The organism is Catellatospora paridis, assembly GCF_009720365.1.
Taxonomy (GTDB): Bacteria; Actinomycetota; Actinomycetes; order Mycobacteriales; family Micromonosporaceae; genus Catellatospora; species Catellatospora paridis.
In genome coordinates this window covers 211,466-235,398 of record NZ_ML769316.1, presented here as the reverse complement: position 1 = coordinate 235,398, position 23,933 = coordinate 211,466, and the positions used below count along the sequence as shown (strand labels likewise).

The window sequence follows — 23,933 nt, the reverse complement described above, 5'->3', positions numbered from 1 at the left end:
GTGGCTTCTGCACAGCAGGCGGATGCCATATTGGCGTTCACGTACTTCAATAGGTGTCTGATCGGGTCGCCGTAGTGAGGTGCTGGTGGGTCAAGGTCGCTGGTCAGGCCCGGCGTTGGTAGGCGTGGCCGCTGTACTGGCTGGTGCGGGCGTGTTCGTGGTGAGTGCTCCAACGGCCAGTCGGCCCGCTTGGCTACCCGTTTCGGTGGGGATGCTGCTGCTGGCCACAGCTGTCGTGGCTGCAGGGCTGGGCGCGGTGTGGTTAATGCGGCACCGTGGCTGGCCGCGATACGGTCCGGCACTGCTGGCAGGCGGAATAACGCTGGTGGCTGGTTTGGCGGCGATCTCGATCAACGCCGCGACCGCGTCACCGCCTGCGTGGCCGTCGTGGTTGGCGTGGGTGCCGGTTCCGCCGGTGGCGGCCGTCGTCCTGCTCATTGGCCTGGACGTGGTCTTAGCCGCGACGGCGGCCCCCAGACGCGGCGTGCGGCGGGTCTGGTCGATGGAACGCCCGGAAGAGGGCGACCTTGCGCGTACCGCGCTGAGCGACCAGATCCGGACCCAGCTGGCCGAGGCAGACGGTGGGACAGTCGGGCTGACGACGGGACTGGTCGGCGCGGGCGGCTTCGGCAAGACCACCCTCGCCCGACTGCTGTGCACCGACCGTCGCGTCCGGCGCCTTTTCCGTGCCGGGGTGTGGGTGACGGTCGGAGAGGACGTCAAGGGTGCGGACCTCGCCAACAAGATCAATGACCTATGCGAGGTTCTGACCGGCATCCGGCCCGGCTATACCGATCCGGACCGCGCCGGGCAGCACCTGGGTCAGCTACTCGACCGGTCGGGTCGGGTGCTGATCGTCATTGACGACGTCTGGCGTGCCGAGCAGTTGCGCCCGTTCCTGCACGCTGGCCGCCGCGCCACTCGGCTGGTCACGACCCGGCGCCCTGACGTATTGCCTCCGTCGGCGCGAGCGCGCGGGGTGCGGGTGGACGAGCTTGAATCGGCACAGGCCCGGTCGATCCTGGCTGCGGGCCTGCCGCCGATCGGTGGACCGGAGATGGCCAGGTTGCTGCGTCTGACCGGGCGGTGGCCGCTGTTGCTGCGGCTGGCCAATGGGCACCTGCGCGATGTCCTCGACCCGGAGCTGGGAGCGGACATAGCGGCAGCTCGGCTGGCTGACGTGTTGGAGCAGGAGGGGCCGGACACGTTGTCGCTGACCGACGAGGCCAGCCGGGACAAGGCCGTCGCGGCGAGCATCAACGCCAGCCTGCGTCTGCTAGCCCCCACCGATGACGATCCCGTCGACGGACGTCAGCTGTACATGCAGCTGGCTGTGTTCGCCGAGGACAGCGACATCGACATCTCCCTGCTGCGCGCGCTGTGGGGCGCCAGCAGTGGGCTCAGCGTCGGCCAGGTCGACCGCCTCTGCCGGCGCCTGGCCGGCCTAAGCCTCGTCGCCGACTACCAGTCCGGCCGCTCGCTGCGGCTACATGACGTCATCCGCGCGCACCTGCGCACCGTCACCCGCCGCGACCTTCCCACGCTTCACGCCGGCCTCATCGGCGCTGCCCGTGGTTTGCTCCCGGCGACCGACGGCGGTAGTGAGGCGGAGCCGGTGTTGTGGTGGCTGCTGCCCGACGACGCCGGGTACCTGTGGCAGCACCTTTGTGAACACCTTGACGCAGCCGGTCACGCTGATGAAGTCGCCGCCTTGCTGGGTGACCTGCGCTGGGCTGAAGCACGTTTGCGTCGTGATGGACCTGCGGCCATCGACGGCGATCTCGGCCGCACCAGCGACCCCACCGTCGCGATCCTGCGGCGGGTCATCAGCCAGAACGCCAATGTGCTGACTCCACCGCCGGGTAGCGACCGCTGGTGGGCGGCCGACCACCTCGTCCAGCGCCTCTGGGGCATTCCCGAACTAGCGCACATCGTCGACACCTACCTAAACACCCTGCCCCAGTTTCTGCGCGACAAGCCCCGCACCTCAGTCAACACGTACGATCCCGCACTACGCCGCACGCTCACCGGCCACACCGGCGGGGTGTCCTCGTGTGCGATCGCGCCGGACGGCACCTGGCTGGCCATCACGGTCCGCGACGGCACGGCCGGGATCTGGGACAGCGCCACCGGCGCCCTACGCCACACCCTCATCGGCCACAACGGCTGGGTGCTGTCGTGTGCGATCGCTCCGGACGGCACCTGGCTTATCACTACCGGCAGCAGCGGCGCGCGGATCTGGGACAGCGCCACCGGCGCCCTACGCCACATCCTCACCGGCCACAACGGCGGGGTGTTGTCGTGCGCGATCGCTCCGGACGGCACCTGGCTCGCGACCACGGGATACGATGGCACGGCGCGGATCTGGGACAGCGCCACCGGCGCCCTACGCCACACCCTCATCGGCCACAACGGCTGGGTGCTGTCGTGTGCGATCGCTCCGGACGGCACCTGGCTTATCACTACCGGCAGCAACGGCGCGCGGATCTGGGACAGCGCCACCGGCGCCCTACGCCACACGCTCACCGGCCACAACGGCGGGGTGTTGTCGTGTGCGATCGCTCCGGACGGCACCTGGCTCGCCACCACCAGCCTCGACGGCACGGCCGGGATTTGGGACGCCCAATGACCTGGCGAATACCGCATGTTCCGAATACCGGCAATCCGCCAGCTATACGACTCGACCTCGACCCCAGCGATGTCCAGCCCTGGACGATCACCTAGCCGGGACCCCCCCCCGTCACCGCAGACCTTCGTCTGTGATGGAACCCTCGGCGTTCCGGCGCGGCCGACAAGACCGCCCAGGTGATCATCGCCGGGCACGCCTTCATGCAGAACCTACGCCGCGGACACTGCGAGATCGCGATCGACGTCCCACCGGCCCGACGGGTCGCGGCGGCGTTGCCCAACTCGCCATGGCGATCTGACTACGGACGCGACACCGGGTCAACGCGTTCGCCAATCCAGCAACGCAACGGCGCCCGTCGTTGCGATCAACGACTGGCTCTGATCCAGCTCATGAAATTCGCCTTAGCCCAGCGGCCCCAGGATGTCGATGCCGTCCATGTCGAAATCGAGGATCGCCTCGCGGTCAGCCGACACCGACACGTCGAAGAAGATGGTCGCGCGGTAGGAGATCTCCATCGACACTGTGGGGCTGTCCGGCGCGGAGTCCCAGATGGAGATGTAGGAGTAATCCGAAGGGACGTCGTCTCTGTCGGCGGTGCCTGCCACATCGATCGTGCCAGTCACCCGAATTTTCAACAGGCTCCAGCTGCCGTATGACGTGGCCGACTCCGAGACCCACCTGCGGGAGTCCATGTCGACCAATCCGATAGTGGGTGATTCGATCGGAAAGGGAAGTTGGTCCACGGTGTCCGAAGGAAGATTTTCTCCGGCCAGGTCACGAGCGCACCAGTAGTCAATCGCGTCGGCCAGTAGTTCCCGCAGTGGGTCCGTCATCGAGCTCCGGTCAGCGATCGCCACGCCGAACTCCTCGTCGAGCAGCAACTGTCCACCGGCGAAGACCGGCCACGACGGCCACGGGATCGCACCCTCTACGGGGGACAAGGTCCGCAGCCAGTCGATGGCCTCGGGGTGCCGCCACGCGTACAGACGTCGCAGTAGCTGGCTGGCGATGAAGGAGGTGCTGGGCTGCGCGTTCTCGCCCGCGTGGTGCCACACCCTATTCGCCGTCAGTGGTGGCAGCGTCCTCCGCGGATCCGCCGTGGGCAGCTGTCCGCTCCGGCGGAGTGCGTCGCGCCACCGGAATGGTTGGCAGCGGATCCTGATCGTCGCCATAGAGTCCTTCGTTTGGAGCAGGACATCCCTGTTCCTCACCGTGGCGATCAGGTGGGGCGACGGCCCGAAGGGGCTTGTTGTCGGGCCGGCGAGAAGAGGTTGTACGGCGGTACAGAAGGCATCCAACCCATCCGCGGTCAAGTCCAGGTCGATCCCTCCGGACCTCGGTGTCACCGCTGTGATCGGCAGCGGCAGCATCGGTTCCACTGGCGTTAAGACGAGGGCCGTGAACACCGCCGCCTCCAGGGCACGCTGTTCCTGGCCAGCCGCCGGCGGGATGGGTGGGATGCCGTCCGGCTCGGCCCGCATCGCCTGCAGCGCGGTCTGGTACTTCTCGCCGGTGTACTCGCACCGACGGTGGATGCGTTGCTTGAGTTCCCGTTCGGCGGTCACCGCCCACCGCCTTGGGCGCGGGTCGCACCGACGACGTCACGGCTCCAACCGCGCAGCTCGCGCACCACGGTGAGCAGGCTGCAGGGGCACTGCGACCTGCTCCAGCAGATCGAGTGGTGCCAGAGCGGATAGGCGCAGAAGATCAGTGCCATGAGAGCGAAGGCCAGCACCACCGTCAGCACCGATGCCAGTTGAACAACGAGGGGGACGCCCGGTTTTCGGGCGAGGAGCGTGGCGACAGCGTTGACGAAGCTTGCGAGGAGCACGGCGGAGTCCGTCCTTCACCGCCCGGTCGGCGAACAGTCGGAAACACGCATCGTGTCATTAGGGAAAGCAGAGGGAGTCGGAACCCTTCGGTTGCTCCGGAGACCGATCCGGGTAAATCTCCGCAACCAGGCCGCCTGCCGGCCGATGTGAAGCATACACATGTTACGGCACCGGCGAAACTCTGGTGCGTCGTACAGCAGAGGCGTGAATCGCTGCGCCACCAACACGGTGACGTGATCGAGTTCGACACCGTAAACAGATGAAGGTGGCCGCGTCGTACGCGGCCTGGTGGGCTTCCCGCGCCGACAGCGGTCGCGGGCCGGAGTCGGGGCTTGACCGGCTGGACGACTAGCCGTCCCGGTTCGAGGTGCAGCGTCCTTCCCCCCATTCGGGCGCTGCACCTCTTTCGTGCTTACACCGCGGTGTTTGGCGTATGGCCCCAGTGGGCGGCGACGGGCGTTGTTGCATTTGCGGATCGCCAGGCATGGTGAAGTTCCGGTTCAACACCGGGTCAGATCGCCTTGGCGAGTTCGGCGAACGCCGCGGCGACCCGCTGCGCCAGCGGGATGTCGATCGCGATCTCGTAGTGTCCGCGGCGCAGGTTCTACATGAACGCATGCCCAGCGGTGATCACTTGCGCAGTCCCGTCGGTCTACAGCCCGCGCATCGGTCTCAACCGGTGTTTGATTTGGCTGTGATCGGCCTCGATCGGGTTGATCGCATAGCGTTCGACGTGATGCCACGCCTGCGGAACCAGCTCATCCAGAACAGCCGGGTACACCGCTGCGGCATCAGTCACGACCTCAGTCGGTGTCACCTTCAATATCGACAGAGCCCGGCGGAAGAACCTGCGGGCCGCGGCGGCGTCGCGGCGGGCGGACACGAGCATGTCGATGACCTGCCCGTGCTGGTCGACGGCCCGGTATACGTACCGCCAGACCCCGCTGACCTTGACGTAGGTCTCGTCGACGAACCACCTGTCACCCGGCGCGTGCCGGCAGAACCGCGCCGCGTCGGCGAGTAGTGGAGTGAATCGCTGCACCCACCGGAACACGGTGACGTGGTCGACCTCGACTCCACGCTCGACCAGCAGTTCCTCGACGTCGCGGTACGAAAGGTTGTACCGCAGGTACCAGCGCACGGCGACCACGATCAACTCCGGCGGGAGCAGGAACCCCGCGAACGCCGTCTTCGCGGGCAACACCGGACGGACGTGGGGCGACGAATTCACCGCTCGAGTGTGCCTCGACCACGCCAAGGCTCTACGCAACAGACCCGTCACCGACGCTCGTAGTGCATAGGGTTCGACGATTCACCGCCCGCCGGTGCGGGAGCCGAGCGGGCGGTGCCAGACCTCTGCCGACAGCGGGCCGCTAACCGGCGCGGGCCGGGGATTGAGACTCACGCTCCTCCACATACGTCAAGGCCCCCAGTGCCTCACACAGTCCGTCGAAGTCAGCGACCGGCGAGCCCGGGTCGGCCAACAGCTCGAACCTGAATCTGATCGCGCGTAGGTCGGCCTTCAGCTGCTCGGTGTAGGGCGACTCCTCGATATGCGCCTCGATCTCCTCCAGCATCACCGTCACCTGTTCGCGGGTGGCGCCGTGGGGGTGGTCCTGCAGGAACCCGCCCCGCACGCGTTTGATCTTGGAGCTGGTCTTCTCCGTCGCCATCTCCCTGCTGGCCCGACGCTGCCGGGCGCTCAGTTCGAAGAACAATGCGCGGAAGTTGGCGTCCATCACCTGCTGGGATTCAGAGCCGGGCCGGCCGCTGTCGCGTATCACGTCGGCGACCGCGCGGGACAAGCCGACCTTGTCGAGGTGGAACCCCTCGTCTAGCACCGCCTGGGCGGCGTTCTCCAGGCTGTGGTGCAGGCCCTTGTCCGCCACGAAGACCAGATCGGCCGGCTGCAGGCCAGCGACCTTGCTGGCCGACTCGCTGCCCACGAAGTCGGCCACATATCGCCGCAGAGCGGCCAGGCCGATCTCCGCAGGCACCAGGTCCTCGATTTCGCGTACGCCGTGCGGGCTCGAGGCGACGGTCCCGTCAACGTTGCCGACCTGCAGGATGAAGGCGGGCTTGAGTAGCTGCTTGTTGTTCGGCCCGCCCCGCTCCAGGCCGCGGCGTGCCACGTCGCCTGCGGTGTCGCTGTCCAGCAGCACGATCACCGCGGGCCGGTCGACATCACGCCCCCGCGCCAGGTACACCAGGTACGGGATGTGCGACGCCGAACCCGCCGGCACCAGCGTGATCGTGTTCAGGTCCAGATTCTGCGTCCGTGCGGTGCCCAGCCGCTGCAGCCGTGCCGCCATCCCGGCGAGCAGGATCTGGTCGGACATCCCCTCGACCATCAGGTTGCAGTTGCTGATGAACGTCGTCTCGCCGACGAAGCTGCCGAACGCCGAGCGCAGCGGCTCGTAGTGGTTGCGAGCGGCGTTGTTGACTACGCGGGTGCCCTCGTCGCCCTCGCCCTTCTCCAGCACCCGGATCCGGTCCCCATGGTTTTTATCGATCAGGAACGGGGAGTGGGTGACATAGACGACCTGTACCGATCGTCGATCGGGATCGGCGGGCGATGCGAAATCCTCGAATATCCGCAGCAGGTCCTGCTGGCCCATGCTCGACAAGAACGCGTCCGGCTCATCCATGAGCAGGACTTCCCGCCTGCCGTCGGCGGGTGCCTCGTGGGAGAGGTACTGCACGAAGTAGCTGAGGAAGTACCGCAGCCCGCCGCTGCGCTCGCTCGCGGAGTACTCGGTGCCTGTGCGGTCGCGGATCGTGAACACCAGATCCTGGTCCCGCAGCGTCACCAGCAACTCGAAGTGAAGGTCCTGCGACCACCACTTCGGGAAGTTCAACGAGGCGGCTAGGGCCTGGTTGATCTGCTTGACGATGCCGTTGGCGAAACCCTCGGCGTCCTCGCGCACCGCGCCGAGCAGTTCCTGGAACGCAGACCGGTCGACGTCGGCGATCTTCACCAGCAGATCGTCGGCCAGCTTCAACCGCTTGCGCAGATCCTCAGGCCGGGGCGCAGGCTTGATCGCGTTGATCACGCTGGTTGCCGAGGCGGTCAGCGTCTCTGCAGAGCCGAACCAGCTCTCGCTGTTCTGCTCCAGCACCTCCATGATCGCTTTCCGCTCCTCGCGGCCACGCACACCGCGGGTCCACTTGCCCGCGGCCAGGTAGGCCAGCGGAACACTGTCGGGCAGCGGAACGGCCGACTCGATCCGAAACGTGTGGGGCAGCAGCTTTGCAAGGGCCTGAGGGTCACGAACCTGATGGTCTGTCCAGCTGTCGGCGATCTGGAGGTAAACCACAGGCTCGCCGCCGTTGAACCTGAACACCGCGAACGACTGCAGTTGGTCCAGCTTCGAGATCTTGCACGCCGCCTCAAGACCCGCACGATCGGCCGCGGTCAGATCCCTGAACTCCAGACCGAAGTCAGGCAGAGCCATCGTCCCGGCGTTGACCGCGAAGAACTGCGAGTAGCGGCAAAAGTGCCCACGTTGGATGTCCTCGCCGCTCAGCGCCATCTCGATCGCGGAAAGAAGCTGGCTCTTACCCGACTCGTTGGCACCGACGACCGTGGTGATGTCCTTCTCCAACGACACCGCCACAAACGGGTAGAACAACTCGTCGTCGCCGACCTTGTCCCACGGATGGGGCTTGGCCTGCTCATGCGTCTTACGGAGATAGTCATAGTTGAACGAGCGGAAGAATCTGACAAAGACATTCGCGATGAACATCCGCACCTCACAGCCGACGCGATCGTCAAAGACCGACCCAGCCACGTTACGTCCGACCTGCGACACGCCGACTTCCTCACCGCGCTCACAAGCGAACTCGAACCGAACGCAGCACCAGCCGACACCGTTCAGTCTTGGCCATCGCCACGAACGAACGACTCCAATAGCGCCCACCTCGAGAATGCGAGAGGGATCTCGCCACATCTAGGCGGTGACCATCCGCGCCATGATCTCTGCCGCATGTATGTAGAGGCGCTAGTTGCCGGGCCTAAGCGCCGCCAGTCGAGTGCAAACGTCTGGCCCCGTGCTCGCCGCAGCCGGCATCGGCCGGGGTCGCCGACGGCAACGTGGACATCGCGCCTGGTCAGCTATGCATCGGGCGCAAGCCGATCCACTTGATCACGTGGGGGAGCAGAGCGTCCATGGGGCTCCACCGATCCTTTTGGAGCCCCACAATGAGCCAAGGAACGATCTCGAAACGATGCGGATGCCGCGACCCGCGGACCGCAAAAACGCTGGGCGCCGGATGCCCGCAGCTACGCGGCGACGACGGCGCCTGGACCGAGCACGGCAGCTGGCGCTACCAGCGCTCCCTGCCCACACTGCCAGGCGGCGCGCGAAAGCAGCTGCGGCGAGGCGGGTTCGCCACCGCCGAAGCCGCCGAAGCCGACCGCGACCACGTCACCCAGCTACTCGCCGTCGCCGGCGACAACCGCCCCGCTGCGGCAGAGGTCACCGAAGCGATCCTTGAAGCGAAGGCCGGACCACTACCCGACCTCGACACCGTCCGCCGACGCGCGACGGCCGGGACCCCGCTCGACGGCGGCGCGACCATGGCCCAATACCTGCCGCAATGGCTGGGGCGATGCGGCGTGGACCCCAACACGCTGCGCGGCTACCGCTCCCACGTCAACCTCTACCTCATCCCGCACATTGGCGACATCAAAGTCAGCGAGCTCAAGCTGCGGCACGTGCGGGCCATGTTCGAAGCCCTCGAAGAACGCAACGAGACCATCCTCGAAGCCAAGCAGAGTCCCCACCCGCACGTACGCGAAAGCGTTCGCGGCCAGCGCACCCAGACCCGTTCCACCTACCGGCGCATCCGCGCCACACTCAGCACCGCGATGACCGCCGCGATCAGCGAAGAACTCGCTACCGTCAACGCCGCCAAGGCCTACAAGATCCCCAAGGCCGGGCGGCCCAAGGCCCGCGTCTGGACCCCCGAACGAGTCGCCGCCTGGAAGATCACTGGGGAGATGCCCAGCCCGGTGATGGTCTGGACCGCCGAGCAGACCGGGACGTTCCTCGACTTCATCGCCGACGACCCCCTGTACGCCCTGTTCCACATCATCGCCCTACGCGGCCTGCGCCGCGGCGAAGCAGTCGGCCTGCGCCACGCCGACCTCGACCTGACCAACCAGCGGATCATCGTCACCAACCAGATCGCCCAACACGGCTGGGAACCCGTCCAGAAGCCCCCGAAGACCGGAGCCGGCGACCGGGTCATCGCCCTGGACGACTACAGCCTCGAAGTCCTGCGCGCCCACATCGGCCACCAACGCAACCTGCGACAGCTACGCGGACCCCGCTGGCACCACCACGACATGCTCTTCTGCGACACCGACGGCAACCCACTCCACCCCGCCTTCGTGACCGACCTGTTCAACCGGCTGCGCACCGCAAGCGGCCTGCCTCCGATCCGGCTGCACGACCTGCGCCACGGCGCGGCCAGCATCGCCCACGCCGCCGGAGCCGACATCAAGTCCATCTCCACCCAGCTCGGTCACTCCTCGATCACTATCACCGCCGACACCTACACCGAGGTCTTCGCCGAAGTCGACCTTAAGAGCGCCAACGCCGCCGCCGACGTCATCGCCCGCACCCGCCGGCCTGCCCCTACCAGCGGTCCGGTCCCTCGGCAGCGCCGCATGACGCCCACCGGCCAGACCCTCGCGCTGGTCGGATAAACGTCGGATCTCGACTGCGGAGTTGGCGGCAGGCCAGCGAAAGAGTTCACCTCGGGTGGCGGTGCAGGTCCGAATCCGCATCGTCGCCCGAGGTGACGAGATCCGTACGTGCTCATTGCGCGGGCGGCGCGAAGTGTTGATCCGATGTAGCATGTGTCTCACTGACACACTATCGGGTGAGGTTACGGTGGCTAATTTCCACGACCTTCGGCAGCTCACACAACTGATCGGCAAGCGGATTGAAGGCTCCGACCGAGACAACGTCATCGCAGACTTCGAACTACGGGACGAACTGGAAGCAACGCACTCGGAGACAACCGACGATGCGACCGTCCCCGATCGTCGCAACGGCTCGGCAGCCAGCACGGATGCGCCCGCCGACTCGATCTACGGCACGAGGCCGCAGTACTACCGTGTCGAGAACCGATACTGGCAACACGTGAACCTGCTCGGAGAGTTCTGGGTACTCGAGTTCGGCTACCGACCCGCCGCAGACGCGTTGAAGAAGGCAACCGATGAGCTCGAGGCGCTCAAGAAGCGCGACTATGGAATCGACTTCGACGTAACCTCTCTAAATCCGTGGGAACTTGACGAGGACCACGAGATCATCGGCGTATACGGTCACTACGCCGACGAAGAGCAAGCGATCCAGGATGCGCGGCGCATGCTGCTGGCACACGCCATCGGATCTGACGAACTGCGGGCAGGCACTGGCTGGGACCTGGACTGTGTATTGCTCGTGTACGGCATGCACTGGTACACCATCCGCACCCATCGCTCTGGCATCATCGACGTCCGTGTCAACGAGGACACCCTGCTGGCGTCCGAGACATACGGAACCACCGTCTTCGAGCTAGCAGAAGAGTTCCGCGATTCGCGCTCGCTGAACATCACCGATGTTGCAGCCCCGATCGTCGCCAAAGTAGTCGAGGCTTGGCTGCGTCGGGAAGCCGCCACCGCAATGCTGGACCAGGCGCGACTCTCATTGCGAGTGCGAATGGAGGGCCTCGACCGAATCCAGCAGCACCCGGACATCCCCGAAGTCAACCTCTCGGACCTTGCACGAAAGCTGCACACCGACCGCCCAAACTTGTACCGCCTGCTCCCCTCGAAGGCGGCTCCGCGGCGCCGCCGGGCCACGTAGCCGGCACCTGCGCACACAGTCACACGAGCTCTCAATGGTGGGCCGGGCATCGCACGATGCCCGGCCCACGAGCTACAACGCCGCCCGCATCACCCGCACCGTCGCATCCGCACCTTCACGTTCCTGCTCCGACAAGATCGCACCGTAGGTGTCGGCAGTGAACGCATAGCTGGTGTGCCCCAGCCGCCGCTGCACCACCTGAAGATCGACCCCAGTGGCCAGGCAATCGTCGCCGAATCATGCCGCAGATCATGCAACCGGATCGGCGGCAACCCCGACGAGGCGACGAGCTCAGCGAACCGGTGTGTGACCCAGTCCGGCCGCAACGGCCGCCCGCCAGGCCAGCAAAACACGTAACCGCCCGCGCCGGTCGACGACCACCCGGCCTGGGCGTGCACCCGAAGGACCGCCACGGTCAGCTCGTCCAGCGCGATGGTCCGCGCGGCCGCCTCAGTCTTCGGGTCACCGTCGGTGACCTCCCCGCCGACAGAGACCCGCTGATTGGCAACCGTCAGCTCGCTGCTCTCAAGGTCGACATCGGTCCACCGCAACCCCGCCAGCTCGCCGCGCCTCAGTCCGGTGACCGCACCAAGCCACCACAGCGCGTACAGCGCGTCGTCGCCGTGCCGGCGCAGGAACACGCCGAGCTGCTGCGGCGTCTACACTGCGACCTTCGGCCGCCACCCGGTCTCACGCCACGCCGCGACCCGGGTATGCGACCAAACCACCGGCCGCACCCGCCGCGGACTTGGCGGCCGCAACCCCAACGCCGGATTGCTGCCGATCAGCTGCTCCTGCACCGCAATGTGGAGCGCCCGCCGGATCGTGGCCCGCACTCGCTGCAACGTCGCCGGCGTCAACGGCTTGTCATACCGGTTCATCTTCACCCCCAGGGCGTCGAACAGCCGCTGGATGTCACCAGTCCGCAGCTCGCGCAGCCGGATCCGGCCGATGCCGGGGGACAAGTACTGCTGAACGTGCGACCGGCATAGGCGATGAACGCCGCGGACACGACCGGCCGGGACACGTTGTGGTCGCGCGCGGCCTGCACGACCGCGCGTCCGCCATCGGCGGCTGCCACACGGGCCGCCGCCCGCAACCTGCCGGTCAGCCGCTTGCGGGCCGGCACCGCCGCTACGCCTCGGTTAACGAGCCGCGGACACAGCCGGGCTCGTCATAGCGCCACCGGCGCTATTACCACCGCAATCAGCTGGGCGCCGACCGGACGCTGGAGCGGATCAAACGGCGGCCGGTCTCGGCGGGCGGATCAACGACTACGAACGCGTCGCGTGAAGGCCAGCTCAGGCTGCGTGACCGGATTTGAAACCCCACAGGCTGGTCAACCCCGCGATTCCTCTGTCGGACATCGTGAGCTGGTGTCACTCGGAGGGGTTAACACGTTGGCTGGCAAAGCGTGCAACTGGCACAATAATCGATCATGGGGGCTCGGGTAATCCGCTTCGGTGACGTCGCGAAGGCGAGAGTTCACCTCGATGATCCGGATGTGCTCGCGAAGGCGGCGACGTGGCCGGCGTTGATGATGGCACTGGAGATGGGTCGGCCGCGAAACTGCTGGGGCTCGGCCGTTAAAGGTCCACGCCTGCTGGCATTCGCCCGTAAATATGGCGTTCCGCTGGCCTGGGTTCCTTCCGTGGAGATCGTCAAGGAGCTGGTGGCCTCGCCTGACCGAGACAATGTCGACGCGATCCTCATACGCGATGGCGCCGACATAGTGGATGACTGCGCGCGAGTTATCGGGGAATGTGATGAGCCGGCGCTGGCCGAGTCCAGACATCTCGCCAGTGCCGTGATTGCGGCGTATCGGGCCGGGCATGTGGAGCCAGCGACCGCCCTCGCGGTCAACATGACGGAATCCATGGCGGTCTGGGCGTCCACGCCCAGGGTTCGTGCGTACGACTCGTTCGGTGCCCGTGACGCGTGGCAGAACAAACTGGCCCGCACCAGCAAATACAGCCGGGCGCGGCTCGAACTTGACGAAGGTGGCCAGTTCCAGGTCAATTCGTTCCTGACCGACATCATCATGGCGCCCATACCCAGCTTCTTCACACCCTGGCGGGAAACCGAGGGTGCACCACCTCCCGAACAGTTGTCTCGTCATGCTGTGGTGCATCAGCCGGTTGTGAAGCACCTGACACCGAGGAACGCTGTAGTCGCGATAATGCTGATGACATCGTTGCTCCGTCAGCAGCAAGATTGGTGTGAAGAGGTCGGCCCGGATGTCTAACCGGAGCCCTCGACGTAGGAGCGTGTGCGGCTGGTTGAGTCACCCGGCGAGTGCCGATAGAACCGTGCCGCGTCGCCGAGCAGCGTTGTGAACCGCTGCACTCACCAGTAGACCGTGACGTGGTCGACCTCGACTCCACGCTCGACCAGCAGATCCTCGACGTCGCAGTATGACAGATTGAACTGCAGATACCACCGCGACGCGATTTCCCCGGTGGGAACCGGAACCCGGCGAACATCGTCGTCGCGGGCAGCTACGGACGTGAGCGCGGCGACGACTCACAGCACCCGTGTGCCTCGAGCATGCCAGGGCTCAATGCAACTGTGAGGCTCAGACCCGAATGCTGCATCGACGGTTCTGCATGTGGCGGGCACCGAGCAACGCCACATCAGGCGCCGCCTCAGTTGGCTTTCCACGCGATTGAACATTTGAACTTGTCACGTTCAACGCCACTGCGACCGAATGTCGTCGAAGCGCACCGGGGTAGCCCGGTAAGCTGGCGGTCGTGTCTGATTCCGCGCTGAGGGTGCGATTCGCCCCGTCTCCCACCGGTATGTTCCACGTCGGCAACGCACGGTCGCTGCTGCTGAACTGGGTGGTGGCTCGACAGTCGGGCGGGACGTTGGTGCTGAGGATTGAAGACACCGACACGGCCCGATCGCGCCCGGAGTGGACTGAGGGGATCGTCCGCGCTATGGCGTGGCTGGGGGTGGGTTCGGATGAATACGAGGGCCCGCTATTTCAGTCTGCGTACGCAGGCGAGCACACCGCGGCGGCACGCCAGCTTTTCCAGGCTGGCAAGGCGTACTACTGCGACTGCTCCCGCGACGATGTTCAGGCTCGCACGGGCAACCAGTACGCTGGCTACGACGGCCACTGCCGCAATCGCGGCCTGGCCGCAGCCGACGGCAGAGCGTTGCGCTTCCGCACACCCGATGAGGGCGTCACCGTCATCAAGGACCTCGTGCGTGGCGAGCCGACGTTCGAAAACAAGTTGATCGAGGACTTCGTCATCGCGCGGGGCGACGGTTCGGCGGTGTTTCTGCTGGCTAACGTGGTCGACGACGTGACCATGGGGATCACACATGTGATCCGTGCGGAGGAGCATCTGCCCAACACGCCGAAGCAGCAGTTGCTGTGGGAGGCCCTCGGGCATACGCCGCCGACGTGGGCTCACACCCCGATTTTGGTGAACGAGAAGCGCCAGAAGCTGTCCAAGCGGCGGGACAAGGTCGCGTTGGAGATGTACCGCGACGAGGGTTACCTGCCTGAGGCGATGCGCAACTACCTCATGTTGCTGGGCTGGGCGCCGTCAGGCGACCGCGAGATCGTGCCGTGGACGGTGATCGAGGACGAGTTCCGCCTGGACGAGGTCAACTCGGCGCCGGCGTTCTTCGACATCAAGAAGCTGGCGGCGTTCAACGGGGAGTACATCCGTGCGTTGAGCGTGGAGCAGTTCATCGACGCCTGCGCTCCGTGGTTGACGGGGCCGTTCAATAGCGAGGCCGAGCGAGCCGAGACGGGTTTCGGGATCGCCGCGCCGCCGTGGCAGCCCGACCAGTACGACGCGCAGCTCTTCTCCCGCGTCGCTGAGTTGGCGCAGACGCGCATCAGCCTGCTGGCCGAGGTCGTGGGCTACGTCGACTTTCTGTACTGCGACCAGCCCGAGCTGGATGAAACAGCGTGGGCTAAGGCCAGCAAGGACGCGGGCGTGCTCCCAGACGTGATCGCGGCGTTCGAGGTCCTGCCCGCTTGGGAGGCCGAGGCGCTGAAGACGGCGCTGGTCGAGGTCGGGGAGAGGCACGGGCTGAAACTCGGTAAGGCGCAGGCCCCCGTACGCGTCGCCGTGACCGGACGGTCCGTGGGTCTGCCGCTGTTCGAGTCCCTTGAGGTGCTTGGACGGGAGCGTTCCCTGCAGCGCATCAAGGCGGCGGCCGCCCTGGCAGGCGACTAACCGGCCACCCGGGGCCTCGGCACGCTGGTCCCGCCTTGACCAAACGGCGGGATCAGCTCGCCGAAATCTGTTCCGAACCGCGCATCGGCATACCTGAAGACCTTTACAGCGTGTGCACCGAGTGGACGGCCGCCGGGTAGACGGTCGCTGCGTAATCGGGCTGTGAGGGTCCATCCACGTAATGAGGGCGCCAGGTCGAGACGCCCGTCGGCGTTGGCCACTGGCACCTCAGCCAATCCGGTCGCCGTCCAGCGGACACCGATCGAAGCACCTGGCGGCGCGGCGACCACAGTGGAAGCGCCATAGAGGGTGTGCACGTACCCGCGGTCGAAGGCCTGCTCGGCCATTGCCATCAGCGCGTTGCCATCGAGGTCGGCCCCCTCGCGGGTGAGTACGTTGGCGGCCTGCAGCTGAACCCGAAGCGCAGCCGGCGCCGCCTCCATGGCTGAGGTCAACCGGGTGTTGAGATCCGTCGGGAGGAAGCCGTCATCGGTGAGGATCCCGTCGACGGAGAACGCACCTCTGTACGCAAGCGTCTCTCGCAACCTGTCACCGATACGCCGAGTAAGCGCGCTGAGCTCGGGCATCGGCCCCAGGGTGGCGGCGCTGCCGCAGGGAAGAAATGTGCCGTGACCCGGTCGAGGCAGGGTGATGACCTCCATAGGCGGGAAAGCGACCACGTCTTCGGACAGGACCATCCCGTGCAGCCGGACGGCGGTGCCGTGCATCAAAGGCATGAGCCGCGCACGGTAGCCGGTCAAGGGATGTGCGGTGAGGCTTGGCGGCGGCTGGGCATGCCACCACCAGATGCCCTGCGCCCCGCCAGTGGGTGCGGCACCCACCTGTTGCAGGCCGCAAACAACGCCTGTGCTGATGCCGAGCAGTCCGGACAGCGCCTGCAGGTCGGTAACCATGGACGTGCTGATGCTGGGCGGCCGTGGAATGGACATGACATCCCAGAGCGCGTCGACCAGGCTCTTGTCCTCGAACGCGCGCCAGTGCCGTCTTCGGGCGCCGATGTGCCGCCGCCGACCGACGTGGGGCGGGTCAAGCGGATCGGGCGTTATCACGAACGCGTTGCCAAGCGGATCATGACTGTCGGCCGCCCGGGCGAGGGCTGATGCGGTGTCCAGGTTGCCTAGCTGTTCGTGGTGCCACGCCAGCCGGGCGCCGCTTGGTGCGGCCGTGTGGCCTACTGCGGTCAGTGCGAGCGGGTCCAGTGCCACGGCCAGGCAGCGGTCGGCGCCGAGGGCATCGCTCCAAGCTTGAGCGTCGTCGGCGCGGCCGCACAGCACGATGATCCGGCCGTGGGGGAGCTGGTCGGTAGCCCAGGTGGACGATGTAGTCATGAGCGCCGCTGCCAGGGGCGATGCCGGTTCTGGAAGATCAGGTTCGCCGGTGTCCTGTGTACGAGACCGTAGGCCTCCCGGCCCAGCTGCTGGTGGATGGCGGCGGTGCTTCGTTCGTGGAGCTTGTCGTCGTACTCGATGATCACGATGGAGGGGAGGTGTCGGTCGGGATCGAAGGACTGCCAGACGTCGAGTTCGTTGCCTTCCACGTCGATGCTCAGCAGGTCGATCAGGTCGATGGCATATCCGGCCAGCAGTGTTTCAAGAGGCGTGCAGGTCATGGTGACCACGTCGTAGCCGGCCCCGCGTCGGCCCAGGCCGGACCAGGATGGCTTCGGCCGGTACATGCTGAAGACCTGCAGTCCGGCTTCGGCGGAGATCGCGACGGTCTCGATGCCGCAGGTGCGGCGTGCAAGTCCGGCCGCGTTGCGGGGATCGGGGTCGATGCACACGCCGTGCCAGCCGATGCCTTCGAAGTAGAGGGTGTTGCTGCCTGTGGTGCCATCCCCGGCGCCGACGTCGACGAACCATCCCGCTGCCGGGACGATACGATGGTCGGCCAGCCATCGGTCCTCTCCCCATTGGCTGTGGAAGGGCACCGGCTGGCTATAAGGCTGTATGGTCATGCGGCACCGACCGTTGAAGCGGCTGCGTACCCGAGGACCAGGAGCCTGCGAGGGTTGCCGGACTGGTTCTGCTCGCTTGCGTGTACGAGCGCGGCGTCCCAGGCGATGACTGTGCCTGCGGGAACGGTGAGGGTTTCAGCGGCTGCGTCGGGCGCGTCGGCGTCGGCGACCACGGGGCCCTGATGCCGGGTCGAGACCATGGTAGATCGGGTGCGGTGGGAGCCGGGCCAAACTCTCAGCGGACCTGAATCCGGTTCGCAGTCGTCCAGGCACACTGCGACGGTGACCACTCGGTCGTAGCCGCGGGCAGCAAAGTACGCGGCATCGGTGTGCTTACGAATCTCCTCGCCGAGCACTGGGAGATCCTCCGGTGCAGGCATGTCCCCAAGGCGCTGCTTGTACATGAATTTGTCTTCCATCAAGATCGATCGGGTCCCGAGCAGGTCACCGGCCAGCGCCGCCAAGGAGCCATGCGCAAGCTCCGACGCCGCCGAGCTTCGGTCCAGCACAGGCTTGATCTTGAGTAGATAGGCGCTGCCGTCGGCGAGCTTCCACCAGGTGATCCGGCCCTCGTGGCAGTGGGCGCCGCCCACGCCGGCGAGCAGCCGGTCGCGAACACCGTCGGCCTCTCGCCGGAGCACTTCGATGACATCCAGGGGCACGGCGTCCGGAAGCACGAGATACCCGTCGGCGGCGAACCTGTGTCGGTCAGCCGCGCGCAGCAGCGGGCGAGTCACGGTAGGCCTTTCGTGGCGACGGGGATCAGGAACTGGCGTGTGGGTTTCGTCCACGCGACCGGTGTTTCCCCTTTTGGCAGCTCGTACGGATGAGCGGTCACGGACGCGAAGTGGTGCTTGAGGACGTCGCGGCGGGTGGGGCTGAGCGTGGTTCCGCTGTGGAAGTAGCTGAACCTGCCTCCGGGCCGCAGGCAGCGCACGGCGACCTCGGCGACGAACGTGGCGAAGTCGGAGTCTTCAAGCCCGTCAGGCGGCCACGTGTCGTACATGATCGCGTCGTAGGACTCGTCGGCAAAGGTGACCAGCTGCCACGGCTCGGCGATGACCGTCGCCTGGCCGCCGTATCGATAAAGCACGCGCTCCCTGGCCAGCTGCGCCGTCCCAGGGTGGGGCTCGACAGCCGTGTAGGTGCCAGGACCCATCGACGCGAGTTGCTCGGCGAACACGCCCAGGCCGAGACCGATTTCCAGCACGTCCGGGCTACTGACACCTGCGACCAGGCGGGCTGCGTGCCGGCGCATCAGGCCCGCCTCGGCGAAGAACATGACGTACTGCGAGCCGAGCATGAGTCCTTCACCGTCGATGATCGCAGGCCGACCCCTGAGATCAGCCAGATGCTCCCTGTGCGCCGCCGACAGGATTGCCGTGGTCATCCGTGGTCACCGCCCCGGAAACGCGCGATCAAATCCGTGGTAATGAATCGGTCCGCATACGCCACAGCACCGGCAAGCGTCATGCGCAGCACATCGTGCACTGCAGCCGTCATCCGAACATCAACGTCCGCGTCGAGCGACACCAGGACATGAGCCGGGCTCTGCAACGGATGGCCGTTGCGCGCCGCGATGTGCACCTCGGCATACGCGCCGGTCTGCTCCCAGATCCGGCACGCGGCGTCTGCACACAACGCGGAGTAGATCTTCCCGACATGATGGAGCGGGTTCTTGCCCGCCGCAGCCTCGCAGCTCGCTGGACGCAAAGGTTCGATCACGCCGCTGTAGCGGTTGCCGCGTCCGACGACCCCGCAGTCGCCTTTGCCCAGCGAGGTGCCGAACGGAGCAAGGTAGCCGCGGCCGGGCACGTCCTTGGTATTGAGGTGCAGCGACCACGATGTTGGCGCGGTTGTCGAGGGGTCGTCGGCCAACAGGCGGCCGATCTGCGAGCGCAGGGCCGCTTCGACGGCGGCGAGACCATCGCGGTAGTCCTGCCAGGACGCCACCGATTCCGGGTGGAACGGCACGGCGGCCGTGAAGTCAAGCTGCGTGCCGACCCGAACGACCATCACCTTCACGTCGGTGCCCACGGCAGGCCACGCCGACCGAAAATCGGGCCCGGTCACATAGCTCTCCAGCTTCATCGCGAGCCTGCCTGCAAGTCCGACTCTGCTGGCTCCGGTGCATATCACGGTGTCGTTGGCAACCCGCTCGGTCGACAGCACCGAGGCCACGCCTGCCGAAGCGGAAGGGCGGTAGAACTGCGGGTCATGATCGGTGGCGACACCGCTGGTGTTGTTGACGTGCAGCCGCAGGTGCTCCAAGATCCGCTTGTCGCCGAGCGCCGCAGGCAGGATGGTCTCGATCGCGTCCGCGAAGATGGCCTCGATCGGGATCGACACGGTGCCGACAGATTCGGTGACCTTCCCGAACAGGTAGCAGTCAGCAGGCTTGACCACCTCGAAGCCGCCGAAGCGGACCTCCGCAGCCGCCCCCACCAGGTTGACCTTGTCCACCCAGTGGTTCGGCACGACGCCCAGGCGGTCACGGCACCATGTCGAGTAGCCGATCGAGAACGCGTCGGCGAGCAGGTCGGCCAGGCTGTCGGGGTGCCCGATGCCCTTGCGCTCGGCGGCGTCGAAGGGCATGCGGTCGGGATCGATGCACGCCTTGCGGATGACGATGTTCATGGCTACTCCTCGTCGTCCCGGTCGGCGGCGGTGTGGGCAGGCGGGTTGACGAGGTACGAGAGACACTGCGAGAGCACCAGCACCCTCCGCGCCGGACACGGGTCGTACTCCTGGGCTGGCCGGAAGGTGCCGTCGTAGAGGTTGCCGTAGCTGCTGGCCACCGACGCACACCTGCGGACCTCGCCGGTCACGGTGACCTTGAAGGACGTCACGCCGGCCGTGCAGCGTTGGCCGCGGAAGGAGAGCATCCCGTCGAGGTAGGGCCGGTTGAAGACGTACTCGCCCGAGTTGGCCAGGATCAGCGCTCGCTCGGCCTCGGTGTAGCCCTCGGGGTAGCGGCGGCCCTCATACACGCCCTTGAAAACCTTGGCCCGAACGTGGTCGACGCCCAGCTCCTTCAGACGCGCGATGTCGCCGGCGACGCGCTCCAACAGCGGCGGGTAGAGCACGTACAGCGCCGTGACATCGAACCCGCGCCTGCGCAGGGCCAGGTAGTTCCCGGCGTAGGCGTCCAACTCCAGGGCCAGGCGCTCGCGCTCGGGCATGTGCACCGCGGCGACGATCTTCGCCACGCGGTCTGCCGGAACCCGAGCCGCGAAGTCCTCGACGTCGTCGGAGGCAAGGTTGGTGTTGATGCTGATGAAGTTTCGAGTGGTCAGTCCGTGACACAGTTCGACGAAGCCGGGGTACATGAACGGCTCGCCACCCGACATGTGGATCAGGCAGCTGCGGCCCAGCTCTTCGAACCGGCGCACTACCAGCTCGGGTGGGGGCTCGTCGAGATGCTTGCGGTTGAGGACGTGACGAATCTGCGGATGGCAGTACTCGCAGAAGAAGTTGCACTTGTTGGTCAGGTGCCAGTCGAACTCCAGTTCCCAGGGCGCTGCGCCTTGGGTCATAGCAGAACTGAGCATGCCTGTCTCCGAATCCAGTTGGCGAGGATGTCCTGGATCCATTGACGGGCACCTACTAGTGCGGTTTCCAGCGTGCGGATGCAGACAACGGCGCTGTCTGCATCCGCCGGACTAGACCATGGGCCTGGTCGCGGTGCCGTCCAGGCCCACGCTGTGGATCGCGTGCCACCTCTAGACCCGGCCTTCCCGCCGGAGATACACCAGATTGACGCTCGTGACCACGATCTCCACGGGCGGGAGGCTGCGGAGTTCGCTCACAAGGTCGATGATGGGTGGCGCGCTACGTTCCCGGGCGTTGTACGCGATGCTCATGTGAGGTCGGAAGCCGTTACTGGTTGGGCCCCGCCGAGCACCTCGTTTCTCGCCGTCACCAACTCGTGCTGGAGAGGTAGCAGGCCGTCCCAGGGCGCGACGCTGAAGCGGACAGCACCAGACGATCTGGCCAGCGGGCCCCTCTGAAAGGCGTAAGGACGCCAGGCGCCCGACATGTTCGGTCCTAAGTCGAGCGATCCGAGAGGGCTTCATCGTCGAGGTCCTGTACCGCGCCGACACGGCACATGGTGAGGTCCAACGGGACGGGATACAGGCCGGGAACCTCGTCCGGGCCGACTGGCAGAAGCTAGCACCAGCCCGCAGGTCGGGGATGCCACCGAGTGCCAGCAGCCAGTAGACCGCCTGCGCTCCGTCAGGCCACCATGATCAAACGGGTTAGCCAGCCATCGATTTGCCGCGAAGGCGGAGCAGCCAATATCAGCTAACGTGTCGCCGTTTGTCCCGCGGCCAGCGGTTGGTCTGGGGTCGGCCTTCGACGTCGACGAAGTGCACCTCCGCAAAGGTTTCCGGTAGCGCCGTCTCGGCTTCGGCGTAGTTCATTACAAGGCGGCGTTCCCAACGGCGTTGATCGCCGCCAGGAAGGACAGGCGTAAAGAGCTGAAGGCGCGCGGTTGCTGGGTCAAGAGCACCAGAGCGTCTCCGCTGTACCGGGCATTGGAAGTGCCAGTCCACCCGGACGTCGTCAACGGGAAGACGACCTGGATTGTGCACTTGGACCTCGTAGAGCCAAACGGCAGTCCCGTCGGGCGCAGGTCCGCGCGGAGCCTCGACCGGGCGCCAGGAGACGACCACGCCATCGCGGGCCACTCGGCGTTCTAGCGCAGCCGCCCGGTTCATGATCATCAGTTGCCACCCTGCGAACACCAGACCGATGCTGGCGATCAAGGCCGAGGCAACCGCAGCCCACTCACTCACTTGTTCTCCCGAGGTTGAACGCGTTTGTTGGCCGAACGAGGTGTGTTGTGTCCGTAACGGCATGCCAATCTAGCTGGCCAAGTGAGAGCGCTGGATCAGCCAGTCAGGCAAAGGCGATCGAGGTTGGCCAGAGGCCCGGGACATCCATCGCACACGCGGCAAAAGCCGGTTGAGGCCAACCGCCATTGATGACCAAGGAGGCGCCTTTTACAAGGTCAGCGCAGAGAGCTGATCTGCTTCTTCGGTGTCGGGGCCCACTCATGCACCGTCAATGATCAGCGTCGCGAAGCAACGCTGATCCCACCTGTCCGCTCATCGTTCCTCTAGCTGACAGTCGAGCGAAACGCACCCTCATTCCGCCCGCCGCCAGACCGGCATGGCCATACCGGCATGGCCGGACGGGTACGGCTGGCGGGAGTTCGGTGCTGAAGGGGACTGCGGCCTCGGTGCGGTACCAGCCCGCCAGGGGTGAGGTGGTGTGGATGGCTTTGACGAAGTGGGCGCGGTGTCGGCGGTGTGCACGACGGCGGCGAGGCCGGGGCTGAACCTGCTGTACTTCTCGTCGGCGCGGCTCGCCGGGGAGTCGAGACTGGCGCTGAGCGATTCGCGCAGGTCGGCTGTCAGCTGGACCCAGCCGAGCCGTTGTGCGGTGCGGTCGTGGGGCACGGGCAGGTCGATAGTGTCCACGTAGGTCCTATCGGTTGTGGTGGCTGGTGGTTGCGGCGTCGACGAGGTCGGGCAGCTGCGATGCGTTGCGGGCAGGATCTCCGCCGGTCGACAGCAGGGCGGTGACCTCAGCCGGGCGGATGTCGAGCGCGTTGATGGTGTCGGCGGTGAACGTCATCGCCTGCAGCGGGTGCCGGCGGGCGGGGCCGCCAGCGTGGTTGGTGATGATCTGCGCGCCGGTGGCGGGCAGCGCCGCGGTGTATACGGCCGCGCGCCCGTGCGCGCGGGTCGGTTCGAAGATCGCGACCAGGCGTAGCTGCGACGGCTCGATGCCCAGCGCCTCCCGGGTGAGCAAGTGTGCCAGGGGCTTCAGATGGCTGCGGGGGAGCGGGCGGGCCATCGTGGGGAAGGTCCAGTACGCGTGGCGTTGGATCTCGTGGCGCAGGAGCAGTATGTGCCCGTCGACGCTGACAGGGATGACGAAGACACGTTTGACCCTGGTCAGCGCCCGTATCAGGTCGGTGCGGTTCGGGCGTGGATCGGTGATGGTCATGGTGTGCTCCGTTGCGGGTTGCGGGCGGGGACGAAACGCACGGTCGGCCGGTCCTGTGGCTGGACGATCGTCAGGTGGGGCACACGCCAGGTCAGCCGGATCTGCCCGGGCTGCACGGCACCGACGGTGATCGCCTGCAGCACGCTCGGGGTGTCGGCGAGCGGGACCCGGTGGTGCAGCGCGTCGAGGACCTGCCGTTCGAGCCAGTCGGCGTTGACGGGGTTCTTGCGGCTGCAGCGTGGCGGGCACTGGTAGCCCCGTGTTCCATCGGCCGCGTGCATGGCCGCCATCGGGCCGCTGCACCATGCGCAGTGCAGCAACTGCTGGAACGAGACGGGTTGGCGGGTGGGCTGTCCCGTCGTGGCTGGACGCACGCTGGTCATTTCATCTCCTCTCGGTCTTGGCGCGGGGCAGGGCGAGTGG

The 23,933-nt window shown here is 66.3% G+C and carries 18 protein-coding genes and 1 pseudogene; 5 read left to right on the top strand and 14 right to left on the bottom strand.

The window, feature by feature from the left end; all coding sequences use genetic code 11:
- Window positions 1–211 precede the first annotated feature (211 nt).
- On the top strand, window positions 212–2,629 hold the full coding sequence (locus F9C41_RS16625; protein WP_155387716.1) for an NB-ARC domain-containing protein: 2,418 nt from the start codon (window positions 212–214) through the stop codon (window positions 2,627–2,629).
- A gap of 401 nt (window positions 2,630–3,030) precedes the next feature.
- On the opposite strand, the gene F9C41_RS16620 is transcribed toward F9C41_RS16625, so the two are convergent.
- The 4 genes and pseudogenes from F9C41_RS16620 to F9C41_RS16605 form a co-directional block, all read right to left on the bottom strand.
- A complete protein-coding gene (locus F9C41_RS16620; RefSeq protein ID WP_155387715.1) occupies window positions 3,031–4,194 on the bottom strand; it encodes a hypothetical protein in 1,164 nt (387 codons plus the stop codon).
- Window positions 4,191–4,376: a hypothetical protein gene (locus F9C41_RS16615; RefSeq protein ID WP_155387714.1), complete on the bottom strand. Its 186-nt coding sequence runs from the start codon at window positions 4,374–4,376 to the stop codon at window positions 4,191–4,193. Before F9C41_RS16615 ends, F9C41_RS16620 begins: the two co-directional genes overlap by 4 nt.
- Window positions 4,377–4,972: 596 nt before the next feature.
- Window positions 4,973–5,662 (bottom strand): annotated as a pseudogene (locus tag F9C41_RS16610) (IS6 family transposase).
- 172 nt (window positions 5,663–5,834) lie between these two features.
- The gene (locus F9C41_RS16605; protein WP_196279805.1) at window positions 5,835–8,273 is read right to left on the bottom strand and encodes an AAA family ATPase; all 2,439 of its coding nucleotides are present in this window, start codon (window positions 8,271–8,273) and stop codon (window positions 5,835–5,837) included.
- A 389-nt stretch (window positions 8,274–8,662) separates the two neighbouring features.
- On the opposite strand from F9C41_RS16605, the gene F9C41_RS16600 reads away from it, so the two are divergent.
- Both F9C41_RS16600 and F9C41_RS16595 read left to right on the top strand, forming a co-directional pair.
- Complete coding sequence (locus F9C41_RS16600) at window positions 8,663–10,174, top strand: tyrosine-type recombinase/integrase (RefSeq protein ID WP_155387712.1); 1,512 nt, start codon at window positions 8,663–8,665, stop codon at window positions 10,172–10,174.
- Window positions 10,175–10,361: 187 nt separating this feature from the next.
- The gene (locus tag F9C41_RS16595) at window positions 10,362–11,318 is read left to right on the top strand and encodes a hypothetical protein (protein WP_155387711.1); all 957 of its coding nucleotides are present in this window, start codon (window positions 10,362–10,364) and stop codon (window positions 11,316–11,318) included.
- 89 nt (window positions 11,319–11,407) lie between these two features.
- Here the strand turns inward: F9C41_RS16595 and F9C41_RS16590 are convergent, their stop codons facing one another.
- Together F9C41_RS16590 and F9C41_RS16585 are read right to left on the bottom strand one after the other, a co-directional pair.
- Entirely contained in the window at window positions 11,408–11,959 is a 552-nt protein-coding gene (locus tag F9C41_RS16590) for a site-specific integrase (RefSeq protein WP_155387710.1), read from the bottom strand.
- Between the two features lie 18 nt (window positions 11,960–11,977).
- Window positions 11,978–12,283: a hypothetical protein gene (locus F9C41_RS16585; protein ID WP_155387709.1), complete on the bottom strand. Its 306-nt coding sequence runs from the start codon at window positions 12,281–12,283 to the stop codon at window positions 11,978–11,980.
- 473 nt (window positions 12,284–12,756) lie between these two features.
- On the opposite strand from F9C41_RS16585, the gene F9C41_RS16580 reads away from it, so the two are divergent.
- Together F9C41_RS16580 and gltX are read left to right on the top strand one after the other, a co-directional pair.
- Entirely contained in the window at window positions 12,757–13,563 is an 807-nt protein-coding gene (locus F9C41_RS16580; RefSeq protein ID WP_155387708.1) for a hypothetical protein, read from the top strand.
- Between the two features lie 526 nt (window positions 13,564–14,089).
- Window positions 14,090–15,517, top strand: coding sequence for a glutamate--tRNA ligase (gltX, locus tag F9C41_RS16575; RefSeq protein WP_155387979.1), 1,428 nt, complete (start codon window positions 14,090–14,092; stop codon window positions 15,515–15,517).
- Here gltX and F9C41_RS16570 read toward each other — a convergent pair.
- The 8 genes from F9C41_RS16570 to F9C41_RS16535 form a co-directional block, all read right to left on the bottom strand.
- On the bottom strand, window positions 15,514–16,866 hold the full coding sequence (locus F9C41_RS16570; protein WP_155387707.1) for a hypothetical protein: 1,353 nt from the start codon (window positions 16,864–16,866) through the stop codon (window positions 15,514–15,516). The genes gltX and F9C41_RS16570 overlap by 4 nt on opposite strands.
- Complete coding sequence (locus F9C41_RS16565; RefSeq protein ID WP_230689664.1) at window positions 16,863–17,492, bottom strand: FkbM family methyltransferase; 630 nt, start codon at window positions 17,490–17,492, stop codon at window positions 16,863–16,865. Before F9C41_RS16565 ends, F9C41_RS16570 begins: the two co-directional genes overlap by 4 nt.
- Window positions 17,489–18,229, bottom strand: a complete 741-nt coding sequence (locus F9C41_RS16560; RefSeq protein WP_155387706.1) for a phytanoyl-CoA dioxygenase family protein — start codon at window positions 18,227–18,229, stop codon at window positions 17,489–17,491. Before F9C41_RS16560 ends, F9C41_RS16565 begins: the two co-directional genes overlap by 4 nt.
- Window positions 18,226–18,882 carry a class I SAM-dependent methyltransferase gene (locus tag F9C41_RS16555; protein WP_155387705.1) on the bottom strand — a complete coding sequence of 219 codons (657 nt, stop codon included), beginning with the start codon at window positions 18,880–18,882 and terminating at the stop codon, window positions 18,226–18,228. The genes F9C41_RS16560 and F9C41_RS16555 overlap by 4 nt, the downstream gene beginning before the upstream one ends.
- Window positions 18,879–20,129 carry a methionine adenosyltransferase gene (locus F9C41_RS16550; RefSeq protein WP_155387704.1) on the bottom strand — a complete coding sequence of 417 codons (1,251 nt, stop codon included), beginning with the start codon at window positions 20,127–20,129 and terminating at the stop codon, window positions 18,879–18,881. Before F9C41_RS16550 ends, F9C41_RS16555 begins: the two co-directional genes overlap by 4 nt.
- 2 nt (window positions 20,130–20,131) lie before the next feature.
- Window positions 20,132–21,028 (bottom strand): radical SAM protein, encoded by an 897-nt coding sequence (locus tag F9C41_RS16545; protein WP_155387703.1) that lies wholly within the window; start codon window positions 21,026–21,028, stop codon window positions 20,132–20,134.
- A gap of 1,957 nt (window positions 21,029–22,985) precedes the next feature.
- Window positions 22,986–23,510 carry a hypothetical protein gene (locus F9C41_RS16540; protein WP_155387702.1) on the bottom strand — a complete coding sequence of 175 codons (525 nt, stop codon included), beginning with the start codon at window positions 23,508–23,510 and terminating at the stop codon, window positions 22,986–22,988.
- Window positions 23,507–23,893 carry a recombinase zinc ribbon domain-containing protein gene (locus tag F9C41_RS16535; RefSeq protein WP_155387701.1) on the bottom strand — a complete coding sequence of 129 codons (387 nt, stop codon included), beginning with the start codon at window positions 23,891–23,893 and terminating at the stop codon, window positions 23,507–23,509. Before F9C41_RS16535 ends, F9C41_RS16540 begins: the two co-directional genes overlap by 4 nt.
- Between the last annotated feature and the right edge of the window lie 40 nt (window positions 23,894–23,933).

Coding starts and splice junctions, on each gene's coding strand:
- F9C41_RS16625 (WP_155387716.1), top strand. CDS start 212: ATGCTGCTGCTGGCCACAGCTGTCGTGGCTGCAGGGCTGGGCGCGGTG.
- F9C41_RS16600 (WP_155387712.1), top strand. CDS start 8,663: ATGAGCCAAGGAACGATCTCGAAACGATGCGGATGCCGCGACCCGCGG.
- F9C41_RS16580 (WP_155387708.1), top strand. CDS start 12,757: ATGGGGGCTCGGGTAATCCGCTTCGGTGACGTCGCGAAGGCGAGAGTT.
- F9C41_RS16570 (WP_155387707.1), bottom strand. CDS start 16,866: ATGACTACATCGTCCACCTGGGCTACCGACCAGCTCCCCCACGGCCGG.
- F9C41_RS16565 (WP_230689664.1), bottom strand. CDS start 17,492: ATGACCATACAGCCTTATAGCCAGCCGGTGCCCTTCCACAGCCAATGG.
- F9C41_RS16555 (WP_155387705.1), bottom strand. CDS start 18,882: ATGACCACGGCAATCCTGTCGGCGGCGCACAGGGAGCATCTGGCTGAT.
- F9C41_RS16550 (WP_155387704.1), bottom strand. CDS start 20,129: ATGAACATCGTCATCCGCAAGGCGTGCATCGATCCCGACCGCATGCCC.
- F9C41_RS16545 (WP_155387703.1), bottom strand. CDS start 21,028: ATGACCCAAGGCGCAGCGCCCTGGGAACTGGAGTTCGACTGGCACCTG.
- F9C41_RS16540 (WP_155387702.1), bottom strand. CDS start 23,510: ATGACCATCACCGATCCACGCCCGAACCGCACCGACCTGATACGGGCG.
- F9C41_RS16535 (WP_155387701.1), bottom strand. CDS start 23,893: ATGACCAGCGTGCGTCCAGCCACGACGGGACAGCCCACCCGCCAACCC.